Genomic DNA, 23941 nt, shown 5'->3' on the forward strand with positions numbered 1-23941 from the left:
TCCGCTTGCACGGGGTGTCCGACAGGACTGCACCGGATCCACCCGCACACAGCACGGACGGCGCGGGCGTTCGGTTCACCGCTGCGGCCCAATCCTGGGGATGCCCACCGCCCCGGGGCCCCGAGTGGTCACTTCGTCAGCGCCTCGAAGATCTCGTCGGCCAGCCCGGAGCCGGACTCGTCGTGCTCGGGTCGTTCCTGCGGCTCCGGCTCCGGCTCCGGCTCCGGCTCCGGCTCCGGAGTGTCTGGCACCGCCTCCGGTTCCTTCGGCTTCGGGTGCTTCGGGTGCTTCGGCGTGGCGTGGCCGGCCGGGTGCTTGCGGCTGAACGTCAGGTAGTGGTCGCTCTTCACCTTCGCGTCCACCGTCTCCCGCTCGGGGATGTCGATGGTGATCGGGATGACGCCCTTCTCCACCACCTGCTTGTCGCCCTTGAAGAACACGACCTCGACCTCCGCGTACCCGTCGTAGCGCGCCATCGGCGTGTTGAACTTCGCGTGCGACACCACCTGCCCCCCGTTGCCGAGGGACAGGCCGTCGCGGCTCCGGTGCGCTCCGCCGAGGATGCCCTGGAAGGTGCCCTCGGCGGCGCCCAGGTCGGTCTTGGCCCCGGCCTGGATCTGGCCGCCCCACATCGACCAGTCGAGCCTGGTCCTGGTGGCGCTGGTCGAGGTCGCGTTGGAGGGGCTCAGCTCGACCTTGCCGTCGGTGCGGTCGTACTCCAGCTGCAGGACCTTGAGGTTCACCTTCACGCCGCCGTCCGACACCAGCAGCCGCCGGCCAGGCGACGGGGTCGTGAGTTCCTCGCCCCGGGTCGCCGTGCCGAAGTGGCTGGACAGCTGGGCGTGATCGGTGGTGCTGCGCGCCAGGCTCTCCATCCGGTCCCAGGTGCGGGAGCCGAAGAACTCGCGGCCGCGCAGCCGCAGGATGTCCTGTACGCCGGAGGAGTCGCCGAGCCAGCGCATCACGTCGATGTCGCGTAGGCCCTCGGTCCAGACCCGGGCGGGCGGCGCCTTGACCACCCGCTCCACCGCCGGCCCGGTGGGTGCCGGGCCGGTGGCCTGCCCGGTGCGCAGCTCGGGCGCCTCGAACGGCGTGGGCCCGGCGTTCTTGGCGCCGCGCCCCTCCCCCGCCTCGACGGTCGTCTCGAAGCCGATCTTCGCGGTGTCGATGCTGTGGACGGTGGTGCCGACCTTCCGCAGCTCCCGCCAGGCCTTCCCCAGCGGTGTCTGCTTCCCGCCGGGCGGGAGCAGCCGGTCCGGGTCCCCGAGCGGGATCAGTGGCCGGCGCTCCATCCGGAAGTAGAGGACCGCCTCGCCGGTGTAGACGCTGCCGGGGAGCTTGGCCTTGGTCGCCGCGCCGGCGGTGGTGCGGTTCGCCTGGACGTCGAGCTGGTCGTGGCCGAAGGAGTAGGTGACCTGGCCGCCGGCCGTGGCGGCCGGGCCCGTCGGCAGCGGGTTGCTGGTGCCCTGGACGGACACCGTGACGGCGTTGCCCCGGCCCGCGCCGTAGCTGGTGACGCCGTCGGAGCTGGCGAAGGAGCGCTGCACCTGGGTGCCGGTGGTGAACTCGGTCTGCGCCGTCTCGCCGGTGTGCTCCAGCCGGGAGACGCCGGCCGTGATCCGCACCGTGCTGCGGCCGTGCTTCACCACGATCTCGTGGCCGGACATCATCGACTTGAGCTGCGGCTGGAGCGTGGTGACGTCGAGTTCGGCGATGATCTTCTGCTTCATCGCGGCCCAGTCCGAGCCGAGCGCGGCGGCGGCGCTCCGGTCGATCCGGTCCACCGCGCCCTCGCCGATGGACCGGTGGTCGCCGGAGCCGGAGCCGTCGCGCGGGCGCAGCGGGTAGACGTCGGTGACGATGTCGGCGGAGCCGAGCCGGTGGGTCCGCTCGACGCGGGCGGGCGGGTCGAGCGGCGTCTTGAGGGCCGCGGCCCCGGCGGAGCCGTGCACCGGGGCGTCGCGCAACGGCACCGCGACGGTGATGTCGACCGGCACGTGGAGGACCGGCGGGGTGACCTTCCGGCCGAGTTTCCTGGCCTCGATGTGGACGGTGAAGTCGGCGGTGCCGCTGAACAGTCCGGCCGGTTCGACGGTCTTGCCCTTGCTGCTGGTGGCCCCGGTGGTGTCCACGGCGGAGCCGCGCGAGAAGTCGTTGCGGCGGGTGAGGTTGAGGCCGACGTCGGTGTGCGGGAGCTTGAAGCGGACGGGTACGGAGAACACGTCGCGGGTGCGCCGGTCCTTGCTGACGCCCGAGGAGACCTGGGTCCGGGTGCCCAGCTCGAACTCGAACTTCTCGACGGTGTCGGTGTGCTGGAAGTCCTTGCCGAGGCCCGCCCTGACCGTGACGGTGGTCTCCCAGCCGTTGACGGTCACCTTCTCGGTGATCGTCCCGCCGCGGGTGAGCTTGGACAGCTGGGGCTTCAGCGCGAACGGGTCGAAGCGGTTCCGCAGCTTCGTCAGCGCGTCGTCGGGCACCGGGCCGAACTCGCGCTTGAGGGTGTTCTCGATGCCGTGCAGCACCTCGGTGTCGCCGCGGCCGAGGCTGTGCACCACATCGGAGGCGCTGAGCGCGCCCCGGTCGGTGATCCGCTGCGGCGGGTCGTGCCGTTCGGCGGGCCCCTGGTGGGTGACGGCGGTACCGGTGCCGGGGCCGGTGAAGTGGGCGAGTCCGTCCTCGCCGACGGTGTACCGGCCGGTCTCCTTGGCGTCCACGCTGACCTCGGCCCGGATCGGGATGGTGACCCGGTGCTCCTTGCCGTCGACGGTCAGCCTGACCTCGACGTCGATCCCGGCGTCGTAGATCTCCTGCGGGCGGGCGTACTTGCCGTTGGCGTACACCTTCTGGGCGCTGCCGTCGCGAAAGCCGTCGCGGTCGCGGATCTGGCGCGCGAAACCCCCGCCGGCCTCGGCGGTGTTCTTCCCGCCGAGGCCGGCGATCCCGCTGCCGGCGCCCTGGGCGGACTTGGTGTCGGAGAGCAGGCGGCGGCCGGCCTTGAAGGAGGTGGTCTCGTCCACCGGGTTGAGCTCCGCCTTGGCGTTGGGCCGCTTGTAGTCCAGCTCGGTGATGTGCGCGGTGGCCGTGACCTTGACGCCGCGCTTGAGCAGGGTGGCGGCCAGCCGCTCGGGAGCCTCCAGCGGGACGCCGCGGGTCATCGAGGTCAGGTGGGAGGCGACCATGGAATGGCTGAAGAGCTGCTGGATCCCGTCCTTGACGTCCTTCCAGGCGCCGCCCAGCGCCCGCTCGCCCAGCTTGTCGACGCCCTCGTGCAGCGGCCGTACGGTGGGCAGGTCGCGCACCGTGGTGGTGTCGCCGAAGCCACCACCGGTCTTGTCGGCACCCGGCCAGAGGCTGTCCGGCGGGCTGGGGACCTCCGTGCCCGGCTCGAAGGTCTTCGGCTCGCTCGGGCGGGGCGCCTCGGTGGCGACGAACAGGGTCGGGTCGTCCTTGCCCTCGCGCTTGACGGAGCGGGCCTCGCTCTGCTCGATCAGGGCCCGGAAGTCGACGCCGGTCTTCGCGGTGCCGGTGACCGTCCCGAGCGGCGACTTCCGGGTGAAGGTGAGGGTGAGTTCGCTGCGCCCCTCGTAGACCACGCCCGGGCCCTTGGTCTTGGTGGTGAGCAGGGCCTCCTGGCTGTTGCCGGAGATCCGCACCTTGTCCCGCAGGAGCTGGAGGCCGCCGCCTCCGGAGCCGGTCGAGCTGTCGCTCGCGCTGCCGCCGAACAGCGCGGGCAGCGGCAGTTGGAGGCCGTCGCTGCTGGTGTCCTGCACGGTGCGGACACGCCGCACTCCGGTGCCGACGTTGAACTCGGTCTGCGCCGTCTCGCCGACCTGGTGCATGGTCTGCACGGAGGCGGTGATCTCGACCGTTCCGGTCACCAGGCCGGTGTCGTCCACGACGTCGATCCGGGTCGGCTCGCCGGACATCATGCTCTTGAGGTCCTGCTGGAGCCGGGTGAGGTCGAGCTCGGCGGTCATCTTCTCGCGCAGCCTCGGCCAGATGCCGCCGAGCACCTCCTCGGCCGTGTCCTCGACGCCGTCGAAGACCTCCTGCATCGGCCGGTCGGAGCCGGGCCGGCCGTGCCGGTGGGTGGAGACGTCGAGGACGATGTCGGAGCCGCCGAGCCGCCGGCCGTCGACCACGCGCTGCGGTGGGGCGAACAGCTTCTCCTCGTCGGGCTTCACCGGGACCCCGTGGGAGTCCAGGGTGTCGCGGAGGGGGATGCCGATGGTGACGCCGATGTCGAGCCGCTGGGACCGGTCCCCGCCCTTGGCGACGATCGGCTGGCCCTTGTGGGTGAGCTCGGCGAAGTCCAGTGCCAGGCGCAGCTTTCCGGCGAACAGGGCGCCGGGTTCGACGGTCTTGCCACGGGCGATGGAGTGGCCGACCTCGGCGGACACGTTGCCGTGCAGCGAATCGTGCTGGTAGCCGAAGGTCTGGGTGATGTCGAGCTTGCCGACCTTGGCCTTGGCCTGCACACCGGCGTTGAAGCGGAGCAGGCGGTCGTCCTGGAGGCCGATCGAGGCGTACCGGTCGGAGCCGTTCTCGAACTCGACGCCGGGGGCGGTCTCCTGGTGGTGCAGGTCCTCGACGTCGGCCCGAACGCTGATCTTCCCGGACCAGCCGTTGATGTCGAACCTCACCTCCCAGACGTCGCCGCGGGAGAGCGCGGCCAGCTTGGGGCGCAGCGTCGCGGGGTCGAAGAAGTCCTTCGCCATCGTCCGCGCGGCGGGCAGGTCCGACGGGAAGCGCTCCTCGAACAGCTTGGTGATCTGCCGGAAGACGGTGGTGTCGTCCTGGTGCAGGCCGACCACGAGGTCGGAGGCGGAGAGCCGTCCGTGGTTGGTGATCCGGGTGGGCGGCAGGCGCAGCTCGTAGGGGCCGAGCGGCTGCTCGGGGGTGAAGGCCGGGTCCTGCCGGTGGTTGCCGTCCTCCGAGGAGAACACGGACATCTCGAGGAGGGAGGGCTGCGGGGTGGGCGCCGCGGGGTTGAGCAGCGGGTCGTGCGTCGGCTCGGTGACGACGATGCTCGGCGAGTCCGTCTTCGGCTCGGGTTTCGCCTCGGGCTCCGTCTTGATCTCGGGCTTCGGCTCGGACTTCGGCTCGGGTTTCGGCGTGTGCGCCGACCCGTCGGTACCGGTGAAGGCCTCGGCCGGGGTCAGCCGGACCGTCCGCTCGTCCGGGTGCAGCGCGGCCGAGTTGAAGCCGCCCTCGCCCCGGATCGGCCGGTTCTCCGGGTCGAGGGCGATCGCCCAGACCCGGGTGACGTCCTGCGGGAGCGGGCGGTCGCCCGGGGAGTGCAGGCCCTGCTGGGCGTCGACCCAGACCAGGCCCTCGCCGGGGACGTTCACGAGGTTCCAGGCGTGGCCCCGGCCGTCCTCGGTCCAGGCGAAGACCATCGCGGCCGAGCCGGGGCCGCCCTCGGTGACCCGGCGGGCGACCTCGTTCAGGCCGGTGTCGCCGAGGCCGAGGTACTCGGCCGGGTAGCCGGTCCAGTTCTGGGCGTCGGTGACCGCGCCGAGGTGGCGCTGCGCCAGGGTGAGGGCGACCTGCGGGTCTCCGTGGAAGGTGGCGTGGAAGGCCATCGCGGCCGCCACGCAGTTGACGTCCTCGAGCAGACTGCCGTCGCCCTCCTTGGGGTTGATCAGCCGGACGAACTCCTGGGGGTGGGCGAACTTCTTCGGGCCGTTCGGCCCGGTCAGCGTCTGTTCCAGGGTGTGCCGGGCCGCCGGGCCGGGCGTGCCGTAGCCGCCGTCGGAGAACTCGTGCAGGAAGGTGTCCAGCGGGCGCAGCGGGCGCGGGGCGTCGCGGTCCGGGTCGAAGGGCGGGCGGCCGTCGAGGGTCCGGTCCCGGTCGGACCGCCGGCGCTTGGCAACCGGTTCCGGGCCGGGCGGGGTGTCCTGATCGGCGTCGTTCTCGTACTCGTCCCGACCGCGCCGGCGGGACGGCGGCTGCTGCCGGTCGGCGGAACCTTGGCCGGGTTCCTGCGGCGGGGTGCCGCCGGTGGTCCGGGGCGGGGTCGGTGGCTTGGGTTCCGTACCGCCGGCCGGGCCGGTGGCGACGGTCTGGCCGGTCTGCGCGGTGCCGCCGCCGGTGCCCGTGCCCGTGCCTGTGCCCGTGCCCGTGCCGGTGCCCGTGCCCGTGCCTGTGCCGGTGCCCGTGCCCGTGCCGACGGTCCGGGTCGGACGGGCGGGGCTCACCGGCTTGTCGGCGAGGCCGGTGCCGCTCCCGCCGGTGTCGGTGGGAACCGGCGCGGGGTTCGCCTTCCCCGCGCCCGTGCCGCCCCCGCTCGACGTGGTCGCCACCGGCTTGGGCACCGGGTCGGCGAACAGGGTGTGCAGGTCCGCCTGGCCGAAGGCCTGGGCGAACAGCGCCGCGTACTCGACGTCCGGCGCCTCGCCCGTCCCGCGCGAGTAGCCGAGCACCTGGCCCGCTGTCACGGCCTCGTGGTACGGCCCGAGCCGGGGCACCGGGAAGGGCGCCGGGTGCCCGGCCAGGTTGCTGGCCAGCGACAGCAGGGTCATCGGGTGGAGCGGCGGGAAGTAGCCGCCCTTGCCGGCCTGGATCTCCTGGAACTGGACGCTCTGGACGTACGAGGCCCACTTCTCACCGAGGCCGGTCCGGTGGAACGCGGTGTGCAGGCCCCTGCCGAGCAGGCCCATGCCCATGCCCGCGCCGAAGGTCGCGGCGCCGGTGGTGAACGTGTGGCTGTCGGAGAAGACGAGGTTGTAGAAGCCCTCGGAGAGGTTGCCCTGCACGCCCTCCATCAGCTGGGAGCCGATCGCGTGGCCCAGCCGGTAGAGCTTGTTCCCCTCGCCCATCGCCCCGGCCAGTTCGGGCAGGTGCTCGGCAAGCGCGGAGACGCTGTGCTCCCCGAGGTCCGAGCCGCCGTGCTCCAGCACCGAGCGCAGCACCACGCCCAGCGACTCGTGGCCGGCACCGTGCTTGGTCCATCCGGCCACGAAGGCCTCGGCGTACTCCCGGCCGAGCGTGCGGGCCGCGTCCTTGCCCAGCTGGGTGCCGAGGTGCTTCTCGAAGGAGCCCGCGAGGTTCTCGGTGAAGCGTTCGGCGACGCTGCCCGCGCCGGCCTTGCCGAAGCCCTGCTTCAGCCACGGCTCGACCTTCTGCATCTGCCGTCCGAGCGACTGCGCGAAGGCCTTGGCCTGCTCGTCGGTCAGCAGCTTCCCGACCGTGCCGGCCCCGCCCTTCCCCGCTCCTTCCAGCGCCGAACTCCCGGCCGCACCAGCGGACTTGGCCCCGGCCGTCTCCAGGTTGGCGAGCACCGAGCCGCCTGCCTCCTTGGCGGCGGTGTCCAGGAGGTGCTTGAGCGCCTCCCGGTCACCGTTCTTCATGACGTTCGCCAGTTCCCCGGCGAGGATCTTGCCCGCGTTCCTGCCGACCAGGTTGCCGATCAGCTTGCCCAGGCCCATGCCGAGCAGGTTGACCGGCCCGGCCAGCGCGCCGCCGATGACGCCGTTCAGCACGCTCTGCTTGAAGGTTCCGTCGAGGTCGAACTCCTTGCGGTCGCCGTGCGAGATCTGGATGCCCTGGATGATCGAATCCATCAGCATGCCGGTCAGGATGCCCGCGAAGGTGTGCATCAGGATCGACTTGACCAGGAACTTCACCAGCAGCGCCAGCGCCTGCCGGGTGAGGAAGTACGCCAGCGACAGGCCGGAGAAGCTCGCGCCGAAGGTGAACGGCGCCCACAGGGTCGCCATGGTGATCTCGAACACCAGCTGGATCAGCTGGGCGATCGCCATCCACTTGGTGTACTCGACGGAGTTCGCCACGTCCCCCGCGCAGTCGGCGAGCGCCTGGGCGGTCTCCGCCGCCTCCTTGACCTGGTCCCGGTCGCCGCCGGCCCCGATGTAGGCGTTCATCGCGGTGCTGAACGACCGGGCGGCCTCCCCCTCGAACTCCTGGCGGGCCTTGATCGCCACCGTCGCGATCAGCTCGTGGAGTTGCGGGATCTCCTTCGCCAGCACCTCGTACGCGTCCCGGACGTCGCGCAGTTCGCCTTCCTTGACCCGGGGCCAGGGCATGCCGGCCAGCGCGCCGAACAGCTCGGCGAGGAACTCGCCGGGATCGAGGGACGGGTACGGCACGGCTGGTCTCCCTACATGCTGCTCATGATGTCCTGGGCGGTGTCCTCCGCGTAGTCGAGGTCGGCGACCAGACTGACACCGTTCTCGCCCGCCTTCCTGACCGTGTCCCTGATGTTCGACATCAAGGTCTCCAGGTCCACGGTGGCCTGGTCCACCTGCTCGTGGTACTGCTTGCCGATCTCGTCGTCGCCGCCGACCTTCCTGTTCAGGTCGTTGACGGTCCTGACGTCGGCGATCACCTTGTCGATCAGGTCCGACAGCCGGCCGAACTCGGCGAACCGCCGCTTGAGCTCCTGGGTCTTCGCGAAGACCTCGGAGTCACCGCTCACGGAACTCCTCCTGGCGGCCGGCCCGGCGGCGCTCGGCCTGCGCGTCGGCGTCGTGGCCGGGCATCATCGAGCGCAGCGGCTCCAGCAGCTGGTCCAGGCTGCTGCCGCCGGTGAGCGAGAACCGCAGCATGTCGCCGACGCCCTCGAACTCCTTCATCGCCTGGACGACCTGATCGCCCATCCGGGCCCGGGCCTCGTTGAGCAGGTCGGTGAGCAGCCTGGCGAGCTGGGCCGGGGCCATCTCCTGGTAGCCGGTGGTGTGGAAGGTGAGCGCCAGGACCTGGCCCTGCGGGCCGACCTCGGCGGTCACCATGCGGTCCTTGGAGGTGACGGCGGCGGAGGAGCGGGCGAGCTCGGTCTGCACCTTCTCCGCTCGCTGCCGGTGCGCCCGCATGGCCTCCACGGCCTGTCCGAGCTCCTCGCTCATCGAGCCGAACGGGTCGGCGGTCGTGGGCATGGTGGCTCCTTGTCTCCGGCCCGGGGCCGGGGTCTCGCCGGAACGTACGGGGCGGGTGGTGCGGGGCAGGTGGTGCGGGGCGGGTCAGCGGCCGATGACGCCGGAGACCGCGGTGCTCTCGGTGCCCCACACCTCCTCGTCCTCGGCCAGCCAGGTGGTGCGCTGGCGGTCCTTGTCCTTCTGGTTGGCCGGGGCGGCGGAACCTGCGCCGGGCGGCATCATCGGCGGCATGCCGCTGGTGGTGGCCGTGCCCTTGCCGGTCAGCGCGTTCTTCTCGGCCTCGGCCGCCGCCCTGGCCGCGGCGGTCTTCTCGGCGGCCTCGGCGGCCTCGGCGGCCTCCGCGGCCATCCGGGCCTGGGCGGTGTTCGGGTCGCCGCCGTTGGCCAGTGCCCTGGCGCTCAGACCGCTGCGGCCGCCGGGCAGCAGCCCTGCGCCGGAGAAGCCGCCAGGCCCCGGACCGTCCGAGCCGGCGGCGCCGAGCAGCGAGCCGCCCGGACGGTTGGCGTGGCCGCCGGCGCCGAATCCGCCGCCGAGCAGGCCGACGCCGTCGCCCCCGCCGCCGAAGCCGGTCTCGAAGGCGTGCCGCTGGTCCGCCAGCAGCTGGGTGACCTCGGAGACCGGCCGGCCGTCCGGGTCCAGCACGGTGCCGTCGCCGTCGATCCGGGAGCCGGGCTCGACCACGATCGGGTTGCCGTTCCTGTCCAGGACCGACTGCCCGTCCGGGCCGATCACCCGGCCCCGGTCGTCGACGTACGAGCCCGGCGGCACCCTCATGTGCTGCCCGGAGCCGGTGCCGACGCTCGCCCCGTCGGGGACGGTGATCGGCTTGCCGTCGGGGCCGAGCACCGGGCGGCCGTCCGGGCCGATCACCTGGTGGGTGGCCGGGTCGACGTGACTGCCCGGCGGCACGGTGACCGGGTTGCCCGCGCCGTCGAAGACCTGCTTGCCGTTGCTGTCCAGCACGGGGACGCCGGAGCCGCTGCCGCCCGTCCCGGGGAGGCCCGCGCCACCGCTTCCCGGCAGGCCGCTCGGTCCGCTGGTCACCGGGCCGGGGGCGCCCGGACCGCCGGGGGCGAGGTTCTTGAAGGTGTCGTTCATCCCCTGGAAGTCGTCGTTGATCCCCTTGTTGATGTCGCTCAGCGAGTCGTTCATGTTCTGGTTCAGGTCGCTGAGGTTCTTGCCGAGGTCGGCGTACGGGTCGCCGGTGCCGCCCACCGGGCCGCCGTCCTGCGGCGCCCGGTACGGCGCCTTGGGCGTCCTCACGTGGATGCCGTCGGTCAGGCTCCTGATCGCGGGGAGGTAGGCGGTGTCCAGGATCCGCACCGCTTCGGCGGCGGCCTTGTCGAGGATGTCGGCCACGTTCTTGAGCCAGACCTCCTTGGCCCGCTTCTCGGCCTGCTTCCAGAAGTCGTCGCCGTGCGGGTCGCCCCAGGCCGTGGTGACGGTGAAGGTGACGTCGCTGCCTGCCACCGCGAAGCCGTCCGCGGTGGTGACCGGGGTCTCGGAGACGGAGACCTTCGCCGTGGACATCCCCTCGATCAGGGCGTCCAGGAGCGGGTTGACCGGCCAGGCCCCGCGGCTGTTGCGGTAGGTCTCCTGGCCGTTCACCATGGTGCGGACCGCCTGCTGGGTGGCGTCCCGGCCGGCCTTGAGCAGGGTGTCGACGTGCTTGTCGCGCAGCGCCCTGGCGAGGTCTTCGACCTTGTCGCCGAACTGGTCGAGCATGGTCCTGAACACGCCCGCCGCGGTGCCCTGCCAGTCCGCGCCCGGCGCCGCGATGTCGCCGGCCCATCCCCGGACGGTCGGTGCCCAGGTCTGCAGCAGCTTCTCGGCTCCGGTCATCGTCGACACGGCGGTGTCGAAGCTCCACGGGCTCAGGGTGTCGTTCTCGTACGGCGAGTAGGCCACCGGGTCGAGCACGTTGTAACCCTGCCGGATCCACTTGCCCAACTCGGTGGTCTCGTCCACGAACTGCTTCCAGTCGAGGTTGCAGCCGATCACGTGGCTCCACGGACGCCCGTAGCCGTCCGTGTAGTTGTACGACCACCAGGCGTCGTAGCCCTCGTCGCCCCCGGTCTGCTTGAAGTACGGCAGGGTCTCGTACTTGTGGCTCGCGATCCACTGGACCTTGTCGTCGCCCGTGACGGCACTGCGCTGGGTGAACGTCGTCCGGTCGGAGGACGCGAACACCGGCAGGACGGATTCCCAGGTGGTGGTGGCCATCGGTGTCACAGCTCCAGGAGGGCTCGGGCGTGCGCGGTGCGGGCCGGAGGGAGGGGTTCGGCCCGTCCCGCCGGGGGGGGGGTGACGGCGTGGGGCGCCGCCTGTCGACTGCCTGCGGGCTACCTGATGCCGCCGCCCCCGAGGACGTCACTGACCAGGTAGATCATCTCGGCCGCCGCCAGGGCTTCGTCCCCGCCGTGCTTGAGGACGCCCTGCGCCGACTCCAGGTCGTCGATCATGGCCTGGACCTGGTCCTCCAGTGCCTTGAACTGGGCTTCCAGGGCCGCGCAGTACTTGGTGAAGGCGTCCTGGAGCGCCTTGGTGCTCGGCAGTACGGCGGGGCCGCCGCCGGCGAGGAGCTTCGCGTAGTCGCCGGAGGACTTCCCGCCGCCGATGCCGAGGACGAACTCCTGGAGCGCCACCCGGGTGGGGTGGGTCTTCAGGTCCGCCAGCATCCTGGCCGGCTTGGTGTGGGCGAAGTCGAGCAGGTAGTCCTCGGTGACCTTGAAGCTGTCGGCGTCGTCCTTCCCCTTCTGCTGCTGCTTCTCCCGGCGCTCCTTCTCCTTCTGCCCGCGCTTCTCCTCCTCCTGCTTCCGGTACTCCGCCCCGGCCTGCTCGTCCTCGGTCACCGCGACTCACCGGGCCTAGTGGAGCTGGAACTTGGAGCCGGCGGTGCGGTCGGAGTCGCGGATCAGGCCGTGCACCTCGTCCAGGGCGGCGGCGGCCTTGGCGATGTCGTCGGTCATGGCGGTGTCCGCGGCCGCCAGGACGTCGGCGTAGCCCTTGCCCTGGGTGGCGTAGTCGCCGTGGAGTTCGTGGCCGAGGCCCTGGGTGAGGAAGGTGCGGGTCTGCTCCATCATCTCGTGCATCAGGGCGCCCTGCCGGCGCAGCATCGCGGCGGCCTCGTCGATCTGCTGGTGGTGGAGTTCGATCCTGCCGTCAGACATCGTTGCTCTCCTTCGAGCGGCTGTGGTGGTCCCGGCCCCGGCCCGAACCGGTGGGGTGCCGGCGGTGTCGCCCGCCGGCCGGCGTCAGCTCGGGTCGGCCGTCAGCTCAGGCCCTTGAGGACGTCCTCGCCCGCGCCGAGGCCCGAGACGACCTGGACGGCGACCTGGCCCTCCTGCTGGATCAGGCCCGAACCGCCGGCGAGCAGCTCGTGGAAGCCGGCGTACTTCTCCTGCACCTGCTTGTACTTGTTCTGCCAGTCCTGCATCTTCTGGACGAAGACGGTGCCGGCGGCGGCCTGGAAGTACGTGTTGATCTCGTCGACGATGGCGTTGATCTGCTGCTGGGTCTGCTGCATGTGGGCCTGCTGCGACTCCACGGTGGTCAGCACCTGCTGGACGACCACCGGGTCGTTGAGCATGCTGTTGCCGGCCATGTGACATCCCTTCTCTGGGCGGGCGCCGGCCGGTCGCCGGCGCCTCCGGGTGGGTCAGGGGTCCGCGGCCCGGCACACTGAACGGACTCGCGGTGCCCCCGGGTTCAGCCCCCGCAGGGATTCCTGTCGGCGGGGTTCTCGACCACGCCGCCGCCGGTGAGGGCGGCCGCGTCCAGGCTCGGCCCGGTGGGCAGCAGGCCGAGCAGCCGGGTGGGGACGGCCGCCGGGGCGGTCCTGGTGTACCCCAGCAGCTTGGCGGTCGCGGGCGAGGGCAGCGGGTACTTCGCCCCCGCGTCCGTGACCAGGTAGAGGGTCGAGCCGGCGCCGGAGCCGGTGACGGCCCGCACCAGCGCGCCGCCGCCCGGCCGGACCGTGATCCGGTCGGCCGCGTTGCAGGCCGGGACGACCCCGGGCTGGGCGGCCGGGGGCTGCCCCGTGACGGCGGCGGCGTCCTGCAGGCCGAGCGTCGTCACGGCCGGTCCGGCGCCGGGCCGCAGTTCGGCGCAGGGCACCTGCCCGTCGCCCACCGCTGTCAACTGCGGTGGCCGGGCGGGCAGTTCGCTTCCGGCCCAGGCGGCCGCCGCGGCGGCGGGGGCGAGGTGCGCCGCGAGGTCCGCCGGGCCGACCGGCCCGGGGGTGACGGCCGCGCCGCCGTACGCCTCCCGCTGGATCCGCGGATCGCCCTGGACCAGCCGGAACAGCGTCTCCCCGAGCGGGACGAGACCGTCCGCGGCGAGCAGGTAGCGCTCACCGCCCGGGCCGGTGAACAGCTGGCCGATCCGGGTGGGCCGGCCGGCCAGCGCGGGGCCGGCCGTGCCGCGCCCGGGCACCTCGGGGGCCCTGAGGTCCGGGCCCACCGGCAGGGTGTCCAGGAAGCCGGCGGTCACCGGGTACGGCGTGGCGTCGCCGTACCCGAGGGCGCGCAGCCCGCCGCCATCCGCTCGCAACCGCAGTCCGCGCCAGAGGAGTTGGGGCGCGCCGTCCGGTTCCGCCACCAGCACGCCCTGCTCGTCGGTGAGCGGCCGGCTGCCGTGCCGCGGTCCGATCGCCAAGGACAGCTGGGGTGCGGCCCGCCCGCCCCGCGCGGCCTGGGGCGGCTGGACCGCGCAGGCGGACCAGTCGGCCTGGCCGAGTTCCCGCTCGGCCGGCAGCGCGTCGGGGGCGCCGACGAGGCCGACCACCGCGCCCCGCGGAACGCCGTCGAGCGAACCCGCGCTGACCGTCACCGACCGGAACTGGTCCCCGGCGAGCAGCCGGGCACTGGCCTGGTTGAGCACCGGGCGCAACTGCCCGCCGGCGTACAGGTAGCGCGCGCCGCCCTCCTCGACCACCACCAGGGTTCCGGGCTTCCTCCAGCCGGTCGCGCCCCCGGGTTTGACGAGGCCGTAGACCCCGGCGCCGACCCCGATCAGCAGGCCGATGGCGAGCCCGACCACGGCACCGCGGGTGGTCCGGGCGACGGGGGTGTCGGGTGCGTCCGGCTCGGCGCGCAGCATCCCGGAGGCGACCCGGCTCATCACGAACAGATGGGCCTGCACCTGGTCGCGTCTGGACTGCATGGGACCTCTCCCGGGATCGGTGGTTGGGACGGGCGGGGCGGCGGGCGGGTCGTCAGCCGGCCAGGCCCCGCATCAGGTGGTAGAAGCCCAGGGTCTGGAGGGCGAGGGGCAGCAGGGCGAAGGCCGCCGAGGAGTGCAGCAGGTCGGCGGCGCGCCCCCAGTAGGGCAGCAGCCGACGGCCGGGCACCGTCCAGGCGACGAGCAGCAGGAGCGCGGCGACGACCAGCAGCGCGGCGACCAGGGTGAGCCGGTCCTGCCAGTCGCCCTGCACGCCGGACCGGCCGGCCAGCAGCACCAGCCCGTACAGGCCGGGCAGCAGCACGGCGAGGCGCTGCCAGAAGCTGCCGATCTCGCGGGCGTGCAGCAGGAGCAGCACGGCGAGGTCGGCGGCCGTCGCGGCCGGACCCCAGCCGTCGGCGCCCGCCAGCAGGGTCAGGCAGGCGACGCAGACCAGGCCGATGCTGCCGAGGAAGCCGGTCAGGTAGCCGTCCGCGGCGTCACCGCGTGCGAGGACCACGGCGGCCGGGAACGGTTCGATGTCCTCCTGGAGCTCCTCGGCGTTGCGTGGCAGCGCGGGCACCCTGAGCCCCGCGGCCTTGAAGGCGAGGCCGGGTGCGAAGGCCCCGGAGAGCACCGCGGCGCAGGCCAGGATCGCCGCGGAGTGCCCCGGCGGCACGTCCCGCAGGGCCAGCACGCCCGCGCCCAGGGCGACCAGGGCGGCGAACAGGACGGAGAGGAAGAACGGGGCCGAGGCGCCGGTCACGGCGAGGGCGAGCACGGCGGCACCCGCTCCGGCGGACCCGCCTGACAGCAGCCGGTCCGGACCGTCGAGGCCGGGCACCAGGGCGGCGGCGACGACGGCGTAGCCGATCGCGGCGGCGCCCAGGGCCGTGCCCGCGGCGCGGTCGCCCACCGTACGGGTGGCGCCGCCGGCGCCGACCAGGAGCAGGACGGCGACCACCGCGGCCGCCGTGCAGCGCAGTTGGACGGGCCCGGGCAGGAACAGCAGCGTCAGGCCGCCGGCCAGGGCGACCAGTGCGGCGGCCACCGCGAAGTGGTGGGTGAGCGCCGGGCGCCAGGAGTCGCCGCGCTCCAGCATGCCGTTGCGCACCCCGTCGACCAGGTCGTCGAAGTGGACCAGCGGCAGTCCGGCGGTGCGCGGGCGCAGGAAGAGCTCCTGGCCGTCGCGCAGTCCGAGCTCGTCCAGCGTCAGTTCCTCGTCGAGCGGCTCCTCGCCGACCCGTTGCAGGACCCAGCCGGAGTGCTCCGCGCCGGCCTCCTCCGTCTCGGCGCCCGCGTACCCGAGCACGGCCGGGACGAGGTCCGCCAGGACCACGTCGGACGGCACGACCAGCTCGAACGCCGAGTCGGGTGCACGGAACCTCAGTCTGCACAGGCCGGCCACGGCGCCACCACTCATGCGTTCCCTCCTCCGGTCTGCGGGCCAGGGGCGTGCCCTCGTCGCCCGGCTGCACGGATGCGCCGGGGGCGGTGGTTCACCGGGATCGGAAAACGATCCGGTGAACCTTCCGGGAGCGCGTTCCGTGCCCTGGGGCGGAGACGTCCACGCGCGTGTGAGGAGAGGCCCGTTGAGTCAGGTCGTGATCGAGCGTCCGCCCAGGCGCTCCGGGCCGGAGATGCCGGACGGCGACATCCGGCTACAGGAGCCGCCCGGTCTGCCCGAGTCGCAGAGCGGGCTGTCCACCATGCTCACCATGGCGCCGATGGCGCTGAGTTCGCTCTCGATGGTGTTCATCTTCCTCAACCCGAACTCCTCGGGCGGCCCGCTGACCTACGTGGCGATCGGCATGATGGGCCTGTCCGCCGTCGGCATGCTGGTCACCCAGATGATCCGGGGCGAGAGCGACCGCAAGCGCCAGCTGCGCGCCGAGCGCCGGGACTACCTCCGCTACCTGTCGCAGATCCGCCGCCAGGTGCGGCGTCACACCGTCGAGCAGCAGCGGGCGCTGGCCTGGCGGCACCCGGAGCCTGCCGCGCTGGCCTCGATGGCGCGCACCTCGCGGCTGTGGGAGCGCCGGGCGGCCCACCCGGACTTCGGCGACGTGCGGATCGCGGTGGGCGCGCAGCGGCTGGCCGTACGGCTCGCCCCGCTGGCCACCAAACCGGTCGAGGACCTGGAGCCGCTGAGCGCGCACGCGCTGCGGCGGTTCATCCACGCCTACGGCACGCTGCCCGGGCAGCCGATCGCGGTGCACGTCCGCGGCTACGCGCACGTGCTGCTGCGGGTCGCCGCGGGAGAGGAGGCCGCCGGCGCTCCCGACGGCGGCGCGGGGGCCCCTGATGCGGGCGACGGCGGTGCGGCCGGGGCCACCGGATCCGCCCGCGCACTGGCCCGGGCGATGCTGGCACAGCTGGCCTTCTTCCACGCCCCCGACGAGCTGCGGATCGGCGTGGTGACGGCACCCGAGCGGCGCGCCGACTGGGACTGGCTGAAGTGGCTGCCGCACGCCCTGCACCCGAACGAGACCGACGGGGCCGGCCCCGTCCGGCTGGTGGCCGGTTCGATGGTGGAGCTGGAGCAGCTGCTCGGTACCGAGTTCGCCGCGCGCGGCCCCTGGGAGCCGGACGCGCGACCCGGCCGCGAGGAGCCGTACACCCTGATCGTGGTCGACGGGGTGCGCCTGCCCGCCTCCGGCCGGGCCGCGCTCGCCGGCTACCGCAACGCCACCGTCCTGGACGTGGACGACGCGTTGGAGTGGAAGCACGCCAAGCACCGGCTGCGGCTGCGGCTCACCGCCGACGGCGCGCTGGAGATGGTCGGCACGGACCGCGACCGCAAGGACAGCGCCACCATGCTCGGCCGCCCCGACGCGCTCACCGCGGCGGCGGCCCAGCGCTGCGCCGCCACCCTCGCGCCCTACCGGCTCGGCGACGCCACCGACGGCGCCGAGCCGCTGGCGACCGACTTCGACCTGACCTCCCTGCTGGGGATCAAGGACCTGCACCGGCACGACGTCCGCCGGGCGTGGGCCGAACGTCCCGAGGAGCAGCGCCTGCGGGTGCCGCTGGGCCTGGGCCCGGACGGCACCCCGGTGGACCTGGACATCAAGGAGTCCGCACAGGGCGGCATGGGCCCGCACGGCCTGCTGATCGGCGCCACCGGCTCCGGCAAGTCCGAGCTGCTGCGCACCCTGGTACTCGCCCTCGCGCTGACGCACTCCTCGGAGACGCTCAACTTCGTGCTGGTCGACTTCAAGGGCGGCGCGACCTTCCTGGGCCTGGACCGCCTCCCGCACACTTCGGCGGTGATCACCAACCTGGCCGACGAGGCCACCCTGGTGGACCGGATGCGCGACGCGCTGCACGGCGAGATGATGCGCCGCCAGGAGCTGCTGCGCTCGGCGGGCAACTACACCTCGCTGGTGGACTACGAGGCGGCCAGGTCCTCCGGCGTCAAGCTGGACCCGCTGCCCACACTGTTCGTGGTGGTCGACGAGTTCTCCGAACTGCTCGCCGCCCACCGGGACTTCATGGACCTCTTCATCATGATCGGCCGACTCGGCCGCTCCCTCGGCGTCCACCTGCTGCTCGCCTCGCAGCGCCTCGACGAGGGCCGGATGCACGCCCTGGAGTCCCACCTGTCCTACCGGATCGGGCTGCGCACCTTCTCCGCCATGGAGAGCCGCGGCGTGCTCGGGGTGCCGGACGCCTTCCACCTGCCCTCGCAGCCCGGCAACGGCATCCTGCGCAGCGACATCGCCACCCTCAGCCGGTTCAAGGCCGCCTACGTCTCCGGGCCGTACCGCCGGCAGAAGCCCGGCACCGCCCGCCAGGCGGCGGTGGCCGGGCAGGTCCTGCCGTTCGGCACCGAGTACGTGGCACCCCGGCAGCAGCCGGTGCCGGAGGAGCCGGCGGAGGAGGCCGAGGCGGCGGAGGCCGAGGCGGCGGAGGAGGCCGCCCGCACCCTGCTGGACCTGGCCGCCGAACGCCTCACCGACGCGGGCCCGCCGGCCTACCGGGTCTGGCTGCCGCCGCTGGACGTGCCGCCGACCCTGGACGAGCTGCTGCCACCGCTGTCCCCCCACCCCGAGCACGGGCTGACCACGGACGGGTGGCAGCTGCGCGGCGGGCTGTCGGTACCGGTCGGCGTCGTCGACCGCCCGTTCCAGCAGCTGCGCGACCTGCTCACCGCCGACCTGTCCGGGGCCGGCGGGCACGTCGGCATCGTCGGCGGCCCGCAGAGCGGCAAGAGCACCCTGCTGCGCACCCTGGTCACCGGCCTGACGCTCACCCACTCCCCACGCGAGGTGCAGTTCTACTGCCTGGACTTCGGTGGTGGCGGCCTGTCGGCGCTGCGCGACCTGCCGCACGTCGGCGGGGTGACGGGCCGGCACGACCCGGAGCGGGTCGGCCGCACCATCGCCGAGATCAACGGCATCATCGCCCGCCGGGAGCAGAGCTTCGCCCGGTCGGGCATCGACTCGGCCGCCGCCTTCCGGCGGCGCCGGGCGGCCGGGGACCCGGAGCCGGCCGACGACCCGCACGGCGACGTCTTCCTGGTCGTGGACGGCTGGAACACCGTCCGCCAGGAGTTCGGCGAGCTGGTGCAGGTCCTCGGCCTGATCGCCGGGCGCGGCCTCAACTACGGCGTCCACCTGGTCATCACCGCGACCCGCTGGGCCGAGGTGACCAGCGCGCTGCGCGACCAGCTCGGCACCAGGTTCGAGCTGCGGCTGGGCGACAACGTGGACTCCGTGATCAACATGCGGGCCGCCGCCACCGTCCCCCGGATCCCCGGCCGCGGACTCACCGACGAGGAGCTGCACTTCCTCACCGCGCTGCCCCGCATGGACGGCGTCGGCGACACCGGCGATCTCGCCGACGCCGTCGCCGACCTGGTGGAGGCCGTGAACGAGCACTGGAGCGGCCCGCGCGCGCCACAGGTCCGGATGCTCCCGCTGCTGTTGGAGGCCGCCGAGCTGCCCGCCGCCGAAGGCCGGCTGAAGGTGCCACTCGGTCTGGAGGACCGCCGGATCGCCCCGCTGTGGCACGACTTCGAGGAGACCCCGCACCTCGTGGTGATCGGCGACAGCGAGTCCGGGAAGACCAACCTGCTGCGCCTGCTGGTCGACGGCATCACCTCCGCCTACACCCCGGCCGAGGCCCGGATCATGCTGATCGACTTCCGGCGCGGCCTGTTCGACTTCGTCCCCGAGGAGTACCGGCTCGGCCACGCCGTCGCGGTGGACGTCCTCAAGCAGGTCGTCCAGGGTGCGGCCCGGGCCATGGAGGGACGGGTGCCCGGCGAGTCCATCACCCCCGCCCGTCTGAAGCTCCGCGACTGGTGGACCGGGCCCGAGTTGTTCATCGTGGTCGACGACTACGACCTGATCACCGCTCCGATCACCGGCCACCCCTTCGCCCCGCTGCTCGACCACCTCGCCCAGGGCACCGAACTCGGCCTGCACCTGATCGTGGCGCGCAGCGCCAACGGCGCCGGCCGCGCCATGAGCGACCCGCTGATGCGCCGGCTGCTGGACGTCAACACCCCGGCGGTGCTGCTGTCCTGCCCGCCCAGCGAGGGCGTGCTGTTCGGGAGCGTCAAGCCCCGCGAACTGCCGCCCGGCCGCGCACTGCACATCAGCCGGCGGCGCACCGTCCAGTTGCAGACCGCCCGGGTTCCCGAGCCGGTTCCCGGGCCGCAGGAGGCGGGGCGCGCCTGAGATCCCCCGGTTGCGGGATTGCCGGGCGCCCCGGTGAACCGGGCGCCCGGCAATCCCGTGTAGCTGGGCGGGGTCCGCCCGTGCGGGCCCTGACGACCGACCAGGGAGGCAGACGCCAATGGCCGAGGGGGAGCCTCGCCGGACATCCGCCGGAGCCGTCCGGAGCCCGCGATGAGCGCGGCCACAGGCGCGACCGGAGGCGCGGCAGGCTCCGCGACCGGCTCTGCGGCAGCCGACGACGCACCGGCGCCACGGCGCTGGTTCGGCCGCCGCGGCACCGCGCCCGCCGCCGCGCCCTCCACCGCGCCCGCCCGCCGCGGCGGCCGCTCGATCCTGCGCGTGCTCGGGCCGCACTTCGTCATCGCCCCGCCCGAGGTGACCGACGACGAGCTGTCCGCGGCCATCGGCACCCTGCGGCCCGTCCCGAACGCCCTGGTCGTGGTGGCGGCGACGACGGACGCGGCACCCGTGCTGCGCGAGCAGATGGCCGAGCTCGGGATGATCGCCCGGGCCCGCGGCGCGTCCAGCCTGATCCTGGCCGCCTCCGGGCTGGCCGCCGTCGGCCCCGGCGGCCGGCGGCCTGCCGAGGTCGTGGCCGACAAGGCGGGCATCACGGTCGTCGCCCCGGACGGCATGGTCGCCGTCCAGCCCGACGGCACGCTCAAGGTCACCGCCCCGAACGGCTCCGCCGAGCCCGCCACCTGGTGGAGCTGTCCGCCGGGAGGCCGGGCCCGCCGGCTGCGCGAGACGGTCGACGCCGCGACCCCGCTCGACGCCGGATCCGCGCTCCCCGTTCCCGGCCCGCGCCCCGTTCCCGGCCCGCTCCCCGCACCTGGCACCCTGCCCGGACCGGGCTCCGGACGGGCTGTCGCCCCCGTCGGAACGGACACGCCACCCACCTCGGTGTCGATCCACCGGCTGGCCACCGGCTTCTGGCTCAACCACGTCACGGCCCGGCCCGAGGGAGCGATGCCCTTCCTGCAGCAGCTCGCGACGCCCCCCGGCACGACCCCGCTGCTGATCGGCACGCCCGCCCGGCCCGTGCTGGACCCGCAGGAGTTCACCGAAGCCGCGCTGTCCCTGCCGGTCGGCTCCGAGCAGCTCATGGTCAGCGCGCCCTGGGCCGACCCGGGCGCGGCCGCCCTGCTGTCCGGCAGCCTCGCCGAACGGCTGGGGCGCCCGGTCCACACCGCGGTCGGACTGCCGGTCGCGGGCGGCAACGGCTACACCACCGCCGTGCTCGACCACCGGGGCGCCGCCTCCTGGGAGCCGTACCTGCTCCGCCTCAGCTCCTCCGGTCGGCACGAGACCGTCAGCTCGGCGTGGCGCAAGGGCGCCGCCGGCTGGGAGACGGTGGGGCCGGGGCTGTTCCGGGCCTTCCCGTTCTGGTGCCTGGAGGCCGTGCCGGCCGGGCTCTGGCTCCGCCCCGAGCCGCCGTACGCCTGGGCCCCGCGCTACCTGCGCCCGGCCCCGGCCCGCCCGACGATCGTCGTCGGCGAGCAGGCCAGGCTGATCCCGCACCACGTCTGGGAGGAACTCGGAGCCATCCTCGACGAGTTGCCGGCCCCCGGCGCCCGGGGGTACGGGCTGCTGCTGCACGGACTCGTCGACGCCGCGTCGGCGAGCAGCGCCCGGTTCTTCGCCCGGATGCACGGCCTGGTGTGGCTCAACCCGCCGACCCGGCCCGCCACCGGGGATCCGGCCGAACTGCTCGGATCCAGCGACTCGGCCCACGCCGCCCACGCCGCCCACGAGCTGGGCGGTGCCTGGGCGGGGGCCGTCCAGGCACCGGTCGCCGAGCGGTTCGCCCTGGCCGCACCGCCGCCGCGGCCGGCGCCTGCCGGTGCGGTGCCCGGGTTCACCGCCGAGACCGCCGCCCCCACCGAGCCGACGGTCGGGGTGCCGACCGCGCCCGTGGGCCTGGCCACCAGCGGTGGCGTGCCCGAACCCGCCCCCACGGCCGACGAGTTCACGCCCGGTACGCCGAGTACGCCTGGTATGCCTGGTATGCCTGGTACGCCCCGAGAGTCGGTTTCGGCAGGACTCCCCGCCGAACCGCCCGCCCTCCGCACCGCCGACACCGTCGGCACTGTCAGTACCGAAGAACACCAACCAGGCACCACAGAGCGGGAGTTCACCGTCGAGGCGCCGGCGCAGACCGTGACGGCCGCGGCCCCGGCGGCCTCGCCCCCGGCCGCCCCGGAACCCGAACCCACGCCCGAGCCCGTACCCGACCCCGACCCCGACCCCGAGCCGGACCCCGTGCCCGTCTCCCCCACCCTCGCCGCCCGGTACTTCACCCCTGCGGACATCCTTCCGCTGACCCCGGTCAGCACCGCGGAGGACCGGGACGCCTTCCGGCTGCTGCTCGGCGAGCACTACCACCGCTGCGCCGGGCGGGTGGAACCGGCCGTCACCCGGCTGCCGGGCCTGCGGTCGACCGGCCACGACGACTTCAAGGCCGACCTGGTCGCCGTACTGCTCCACCACGAGGACTCCGGCGTCCCCGCCGGCCGGGCCGCCCTCCTCACCGAGGCCCGCAGCGGCGCCGCGGGTCCGCTGCGCCCGTACCTCGCCTGTCTGAGCTCGGGCCTGCGCCGGCTGCCGAGCCATCACGGTGCGGTCCTGCTGGGTGCCGACCTCGCCCCGGAGTCGCTGGAGGCCTTCCCGATGGGCCTGGCGCTCCTCGAACCGGGGCCGATCGCCGGCCTGGCCTCACCCGCGGCCGATCTGAGCACCCCGGTCGAGTTCGTCGTCTGGTCGACCACCGGCCGGCGGACCGCCGCCTTCGGGGGCGACCGGGAGGTGCCCCAGGTCGCCTTCCCGCCCGGGACCGGCTTCGTGGTGGTCGACGTCGCCCCCGGGGACGGCCTGACCCGCCCCGCCCGGGTGCTGCTGCGCGAAACCGCCGGCCCGGCAGCGGGCCCGGACGCCGAGCGGGACCACAGCTCGCGGAACAGGCTGCGCGCCTGGCTGGAGCGCCGGGACAAGGTGGCGCCGGCCGACCGCCGGGCCGTCACCCGCCCGGAGCGCTTCCGCCTCACCCCGGGGACGCTCCTCCCGGAACCGACCTCCGCCACGACCCCCGGTCCCGACCCGACCGCCGAGGTCTGACCGGGCCGCGCCACGCCCGAACTGACCGGCGGCGGTTCACCGGTGTCCGGAATCCGCCGGACACCGGCCGCCCCTCCCGTCCACCGAATCCGGAGTACGCATGCCGTCCGCACACGCCCGGCCGTCGCGGCCCAGGGCCCTGTACGTCGCCATGGCCGCGGTGCTGATCACCGCCGTCACCGCCACGGTCGCCAACGCCCGTCCGCACCGCACCACCCAGCCCCCCAAGCCCGGGGCCACCGCCTCCGCCTCCATCGGGGGCAGCCTCAACGACCCCCGTATGAAGGACATCGCCCAGCAGCTCGTCTCCAGCGCGGAGAACTCCTCGCTCGACTGGAAGGCCCAGTTCGCCTACATCGAGGACATCAAGGACGGGCGCGGCTACACGGCCGGCATCGTCGGCTTCTGCTCGGGAACCGGCGACATGCTCGACCTCGTCGAGCACTACCAGAAGCTCAAGCCCGGCAACCCGCTCGGCAAGTACCTTCCGGCGCTGCGCAAGGTGAACGGCTCCTCCTCGCATTCCGGCCTCGACCCGGACTTCGTCGGAGACTGGAAGAAGGCGGCCCAGGACCCGGCCTTCCAGCAGGCCCAGACCGACGAGAGGGACCGGGTCTACTTCAACCCGTCCGTCATGCAGGCCCAGACCGACGGGCTGCGCGCCCTCGGCCAGTTCGCCTACTACGACGCCATCGTCATGCACGGCCCCGGCAACGAGCCGGTCAGTTTCGGCGGCATCCGGGCCGCCGCCATGAAGAAGGCCAGGACCCCTGCCCAGGGCGGCGACGAGAAGACCTACCTGGCCGCCTTCCTCGATGCCCGCCGGGTCGCGATGAAGACCGAGGCCGCCCACGAGGAGACCGACCGCGTGGACACCGAACAGCTGGTGTTCCTGAAGGCGGGCAACCTCGACCTCAGGCCCCCGCTGGCGTGGAAGGTCTACGGCGAGTCGTTCAGGATCGACGGCTGACGGACGGCAGGTACGACCGAGGGGCGGGCCCGCACCCCGCCCCCCCCCCACGCCCACCCCCCCCACACCCGCCCGGGGTGGCCCCCCCAAGGGTGCGGGCGGTCGCCACACCCCTG

General features: G+C 73.7%; 12 protein-coding genes. 3 read left to right on the forward strand and 9 right to left on the reverse strand.

From position 1 onward, the window contains the following. Positions 1-128: 128 nt before the first annotated feature. The 9 genes from ACFRAR_RS16535 to eccD all read right to left on the reverse strand — a co-directional run bounded on the left by ACFRAR_RS16535 (position 129) and on the right by eccD (position 15477). Positions 129-8108: a toxin glutamine deamidase domain-containing protein gene (locus tag ACFRAR_RS16535; protein WP_380698767.1), complete on the reverse strand. Its 7980-nt coding sequence runs from the start codon at positions 8106-8108 to the stop codon at positions 129-131. A gap of 11 nt (positions 8109-8119) precedes the next feature. Beyond that, positions 8120-8437: a hypothetical protein gene (locus ACFRAR_RS16540; protein WP_380698768.1), complete on the reverse strand. Its 318-nt coding sequence runs from the start codon at positions 8435-8437 to the stop codon at positions 8120-8122. After that, on the reverse strand, positions 8427-8894 hold the full coding sequence (locus ACFRAR_RS16545) for a YbaB/EbfC family nucleoid-associated protein (RefSeq protein WP_380698769.1): 468 nt from the start codon (positions 8892-8894) through the stop codon (positions 8427-8429). The genes ACFRAR_RS16540 and ACFRAR_RS16545 overlap by 11 nt, the downstream gene beginning before the upstream one ends. A gap of 84 nt (positions 8895-8978) precedes the next feature. Next, entirely contained in the window at positions 8979-11117 is a 2139-nt protein-coding gene (locus ACFRAR_RS16550; protein WP_380698770.1) for a hypothetical protein, read from the reverse strand. A 119-nt stretch (positions 11118-11236) separates the two neighbouring features. After that, positions 11237-11746 (reverse strand): hypothetical protein, encoded by a 510-nt coding sequence (locus ACFRAR_RS16555; protein ID WP_380698771.1) that lies wholly within the window; start codon positions 11744-11746, stop codon positions 11237-11239. Between the two features lie 15 nt (positions 11747-11761). After that, entirely contained in the window at positions 11762-12064 is a 303-nt protein-coding gene (locus ACFRAR_RS16560) for a hypothetical protein (RefSeq protein WP_380698772.1), read from the reverse strand. Between the two features lie 101 nt (positions 12065-12165). Next, positions 12166-12498, reverse strand: coding sequence for a hypothetical protein (locus ACFRAR_RS16565; RefSeq protein WP_380698773.1), 333 nt, complete (start codon positions 12496-12498; stop codon positions 12166-12168). Between the two features lie 104 nt (positions 12499-12602). Then, positions 12603-14057 carry a type VII secretion protein EccB gene (eccB, locus tag ACFRAR_RS16570; RefSeq protein ID WP_380698774.1) on the reverse strand — a complete coding sequence of 485 codons (1455 nt, stop codon included), beginning with the start codon at positions 14055-14057 and terminating at the stop codon, positions 12603-12605. 52 nt (positions 14058-14109) lie between these two features. Continuing rightward, complete coding sequence (eccD, locus tag ACFRAR_RS16575) at positions 14110-15477, reverse strand: type VII secretion integral membrane protein EccD (RefSeq protein ID WP_380698775.1); 1368 nt, start codon at positions 15475-15477, stop codon at positions 14110-14112. 217 nt (positions 15478-15694) lie between these two features. Here eccD and eccCa point away from each other — a divergent pair, with 217 nt between their 5' ends. The 3 genes from eccCa to ACFRAR_RS16590 all read left to right on the forward strand — a co-directional run bounded on the left by eccCa (position 15695) and on the right by ACFRAR_RS16590 (position 23825). Then, on the forward strand, positions 15695-19741 hold the full coding sequence (gene eccCa, locus ACFRAR_RS16580; RefSeq protein WP_380698799.1) for a type VII secretion protein EccCa: 4047 nt from the start codon (positions 15695-15697) through the stop codon (positions 19739-19741). 171 nt (positions 19742-19912) lie between these two features. Next, positions 19913-22855, forward strand: coding sequence for a hypothetical protein (locus ACFRAR_RS16585; protein WP_380698776.1), 2943 nt, complete (start codon positions 19913-19915; stop codon positions 22853-22855). Between the two features lie 100 nt (positions 22856-22955). Further along, positions 22956-23825, forward strand: coding sequence for a chitosanase (locus ACFRAR_RS16590; RefSeq protein WP_380698777.1), 870 nt, complete (start codon positions 22956-22958; stop codon positions 23823-23825). Positions 23826-23941 lie beyond the last annotated feature (116 nt).

Origin of the sequence: Kitasatospora sp. NPDC056651 (assembly GCF_042792155.1) — a bacterium.
Taxonomy (GTDB): Bacteria; Actinomycetota; Actinomycetes; order Streptomycetales; family Streptomycetaceae; genus Kitasatospora.

What these genes read in the sequence shown, in the direction of transcription:
- ACFRAR_RS16545 (WP_380698769.1), bottom strand. Translation starts at nt 8,894, where the DNA reads ATGCCCACGACCGCCGACCCGTTCGGCTCGATGAGCGAGGAGCTCGGA.
- ACFRAR_RS16550 (WP_380698770.1), bottom strand. Translation starts at nt 11,117, where the DNA reads ATGGCCACCACCACCTGGGAATCCGTCCTGCCGGTGTTCGCGTCCTCC.
- ACFRAR_RS16560 (WP_380698772.1), bottom strand. Translation starts at nt 12,064, where the DNA reads ATGTCTGACGGCAGGATCGAACTCCACCACCAGCAGATCGACGAGGCC.
- ACFRAR_RS16565 (WP_380698773.1), bottom strand. Translation starts at nt 12,498, where the DNA reads ATGGCCGGCAACAGCATGCTCAACGACCCGGTGGTCGTCCAGCAGGTG.
- eccB (WP_380698774.1), bottom strand. Translation starts at nt 14,057, where the DNA reads ATGCAGTCCAGACGCGACCAGGTGCAGGCCCATCTGTTCGTGATGAGC.
- eccD (WP_380698775.1), bottom strand. Translation starts at nt 15,477, where the DNA reads ATGAGTGGTGGCGCCGTGGCCGGCCTGTGCAGACTGAGGTTCCGTGCA.
- eccCa (WP_380698799.1), top strand. Translation starts at nt 15,695, where the DNA reads ATGCCGGACGGCGACATCCGGCTACAGGAGCCGCCCGGTCTGCCCGAG.
- ACFRAR_RS16585 (WP_380698776.1), top strand. Translation starts at nt 19,913, where the DNA reads ATGAGCGCGGCCACAGGCGCGACCGGAGGCGCGGCAGGCTCCGCGACC.
- ACFRAR_RS16590 (WP_380698777.1), top strand. Translation starts at nt 22,956, where the DNA reads ATGCCGTCCGCACACGCCCGGCCGTCGCGGCCCAGGGCCCTGTACGTC.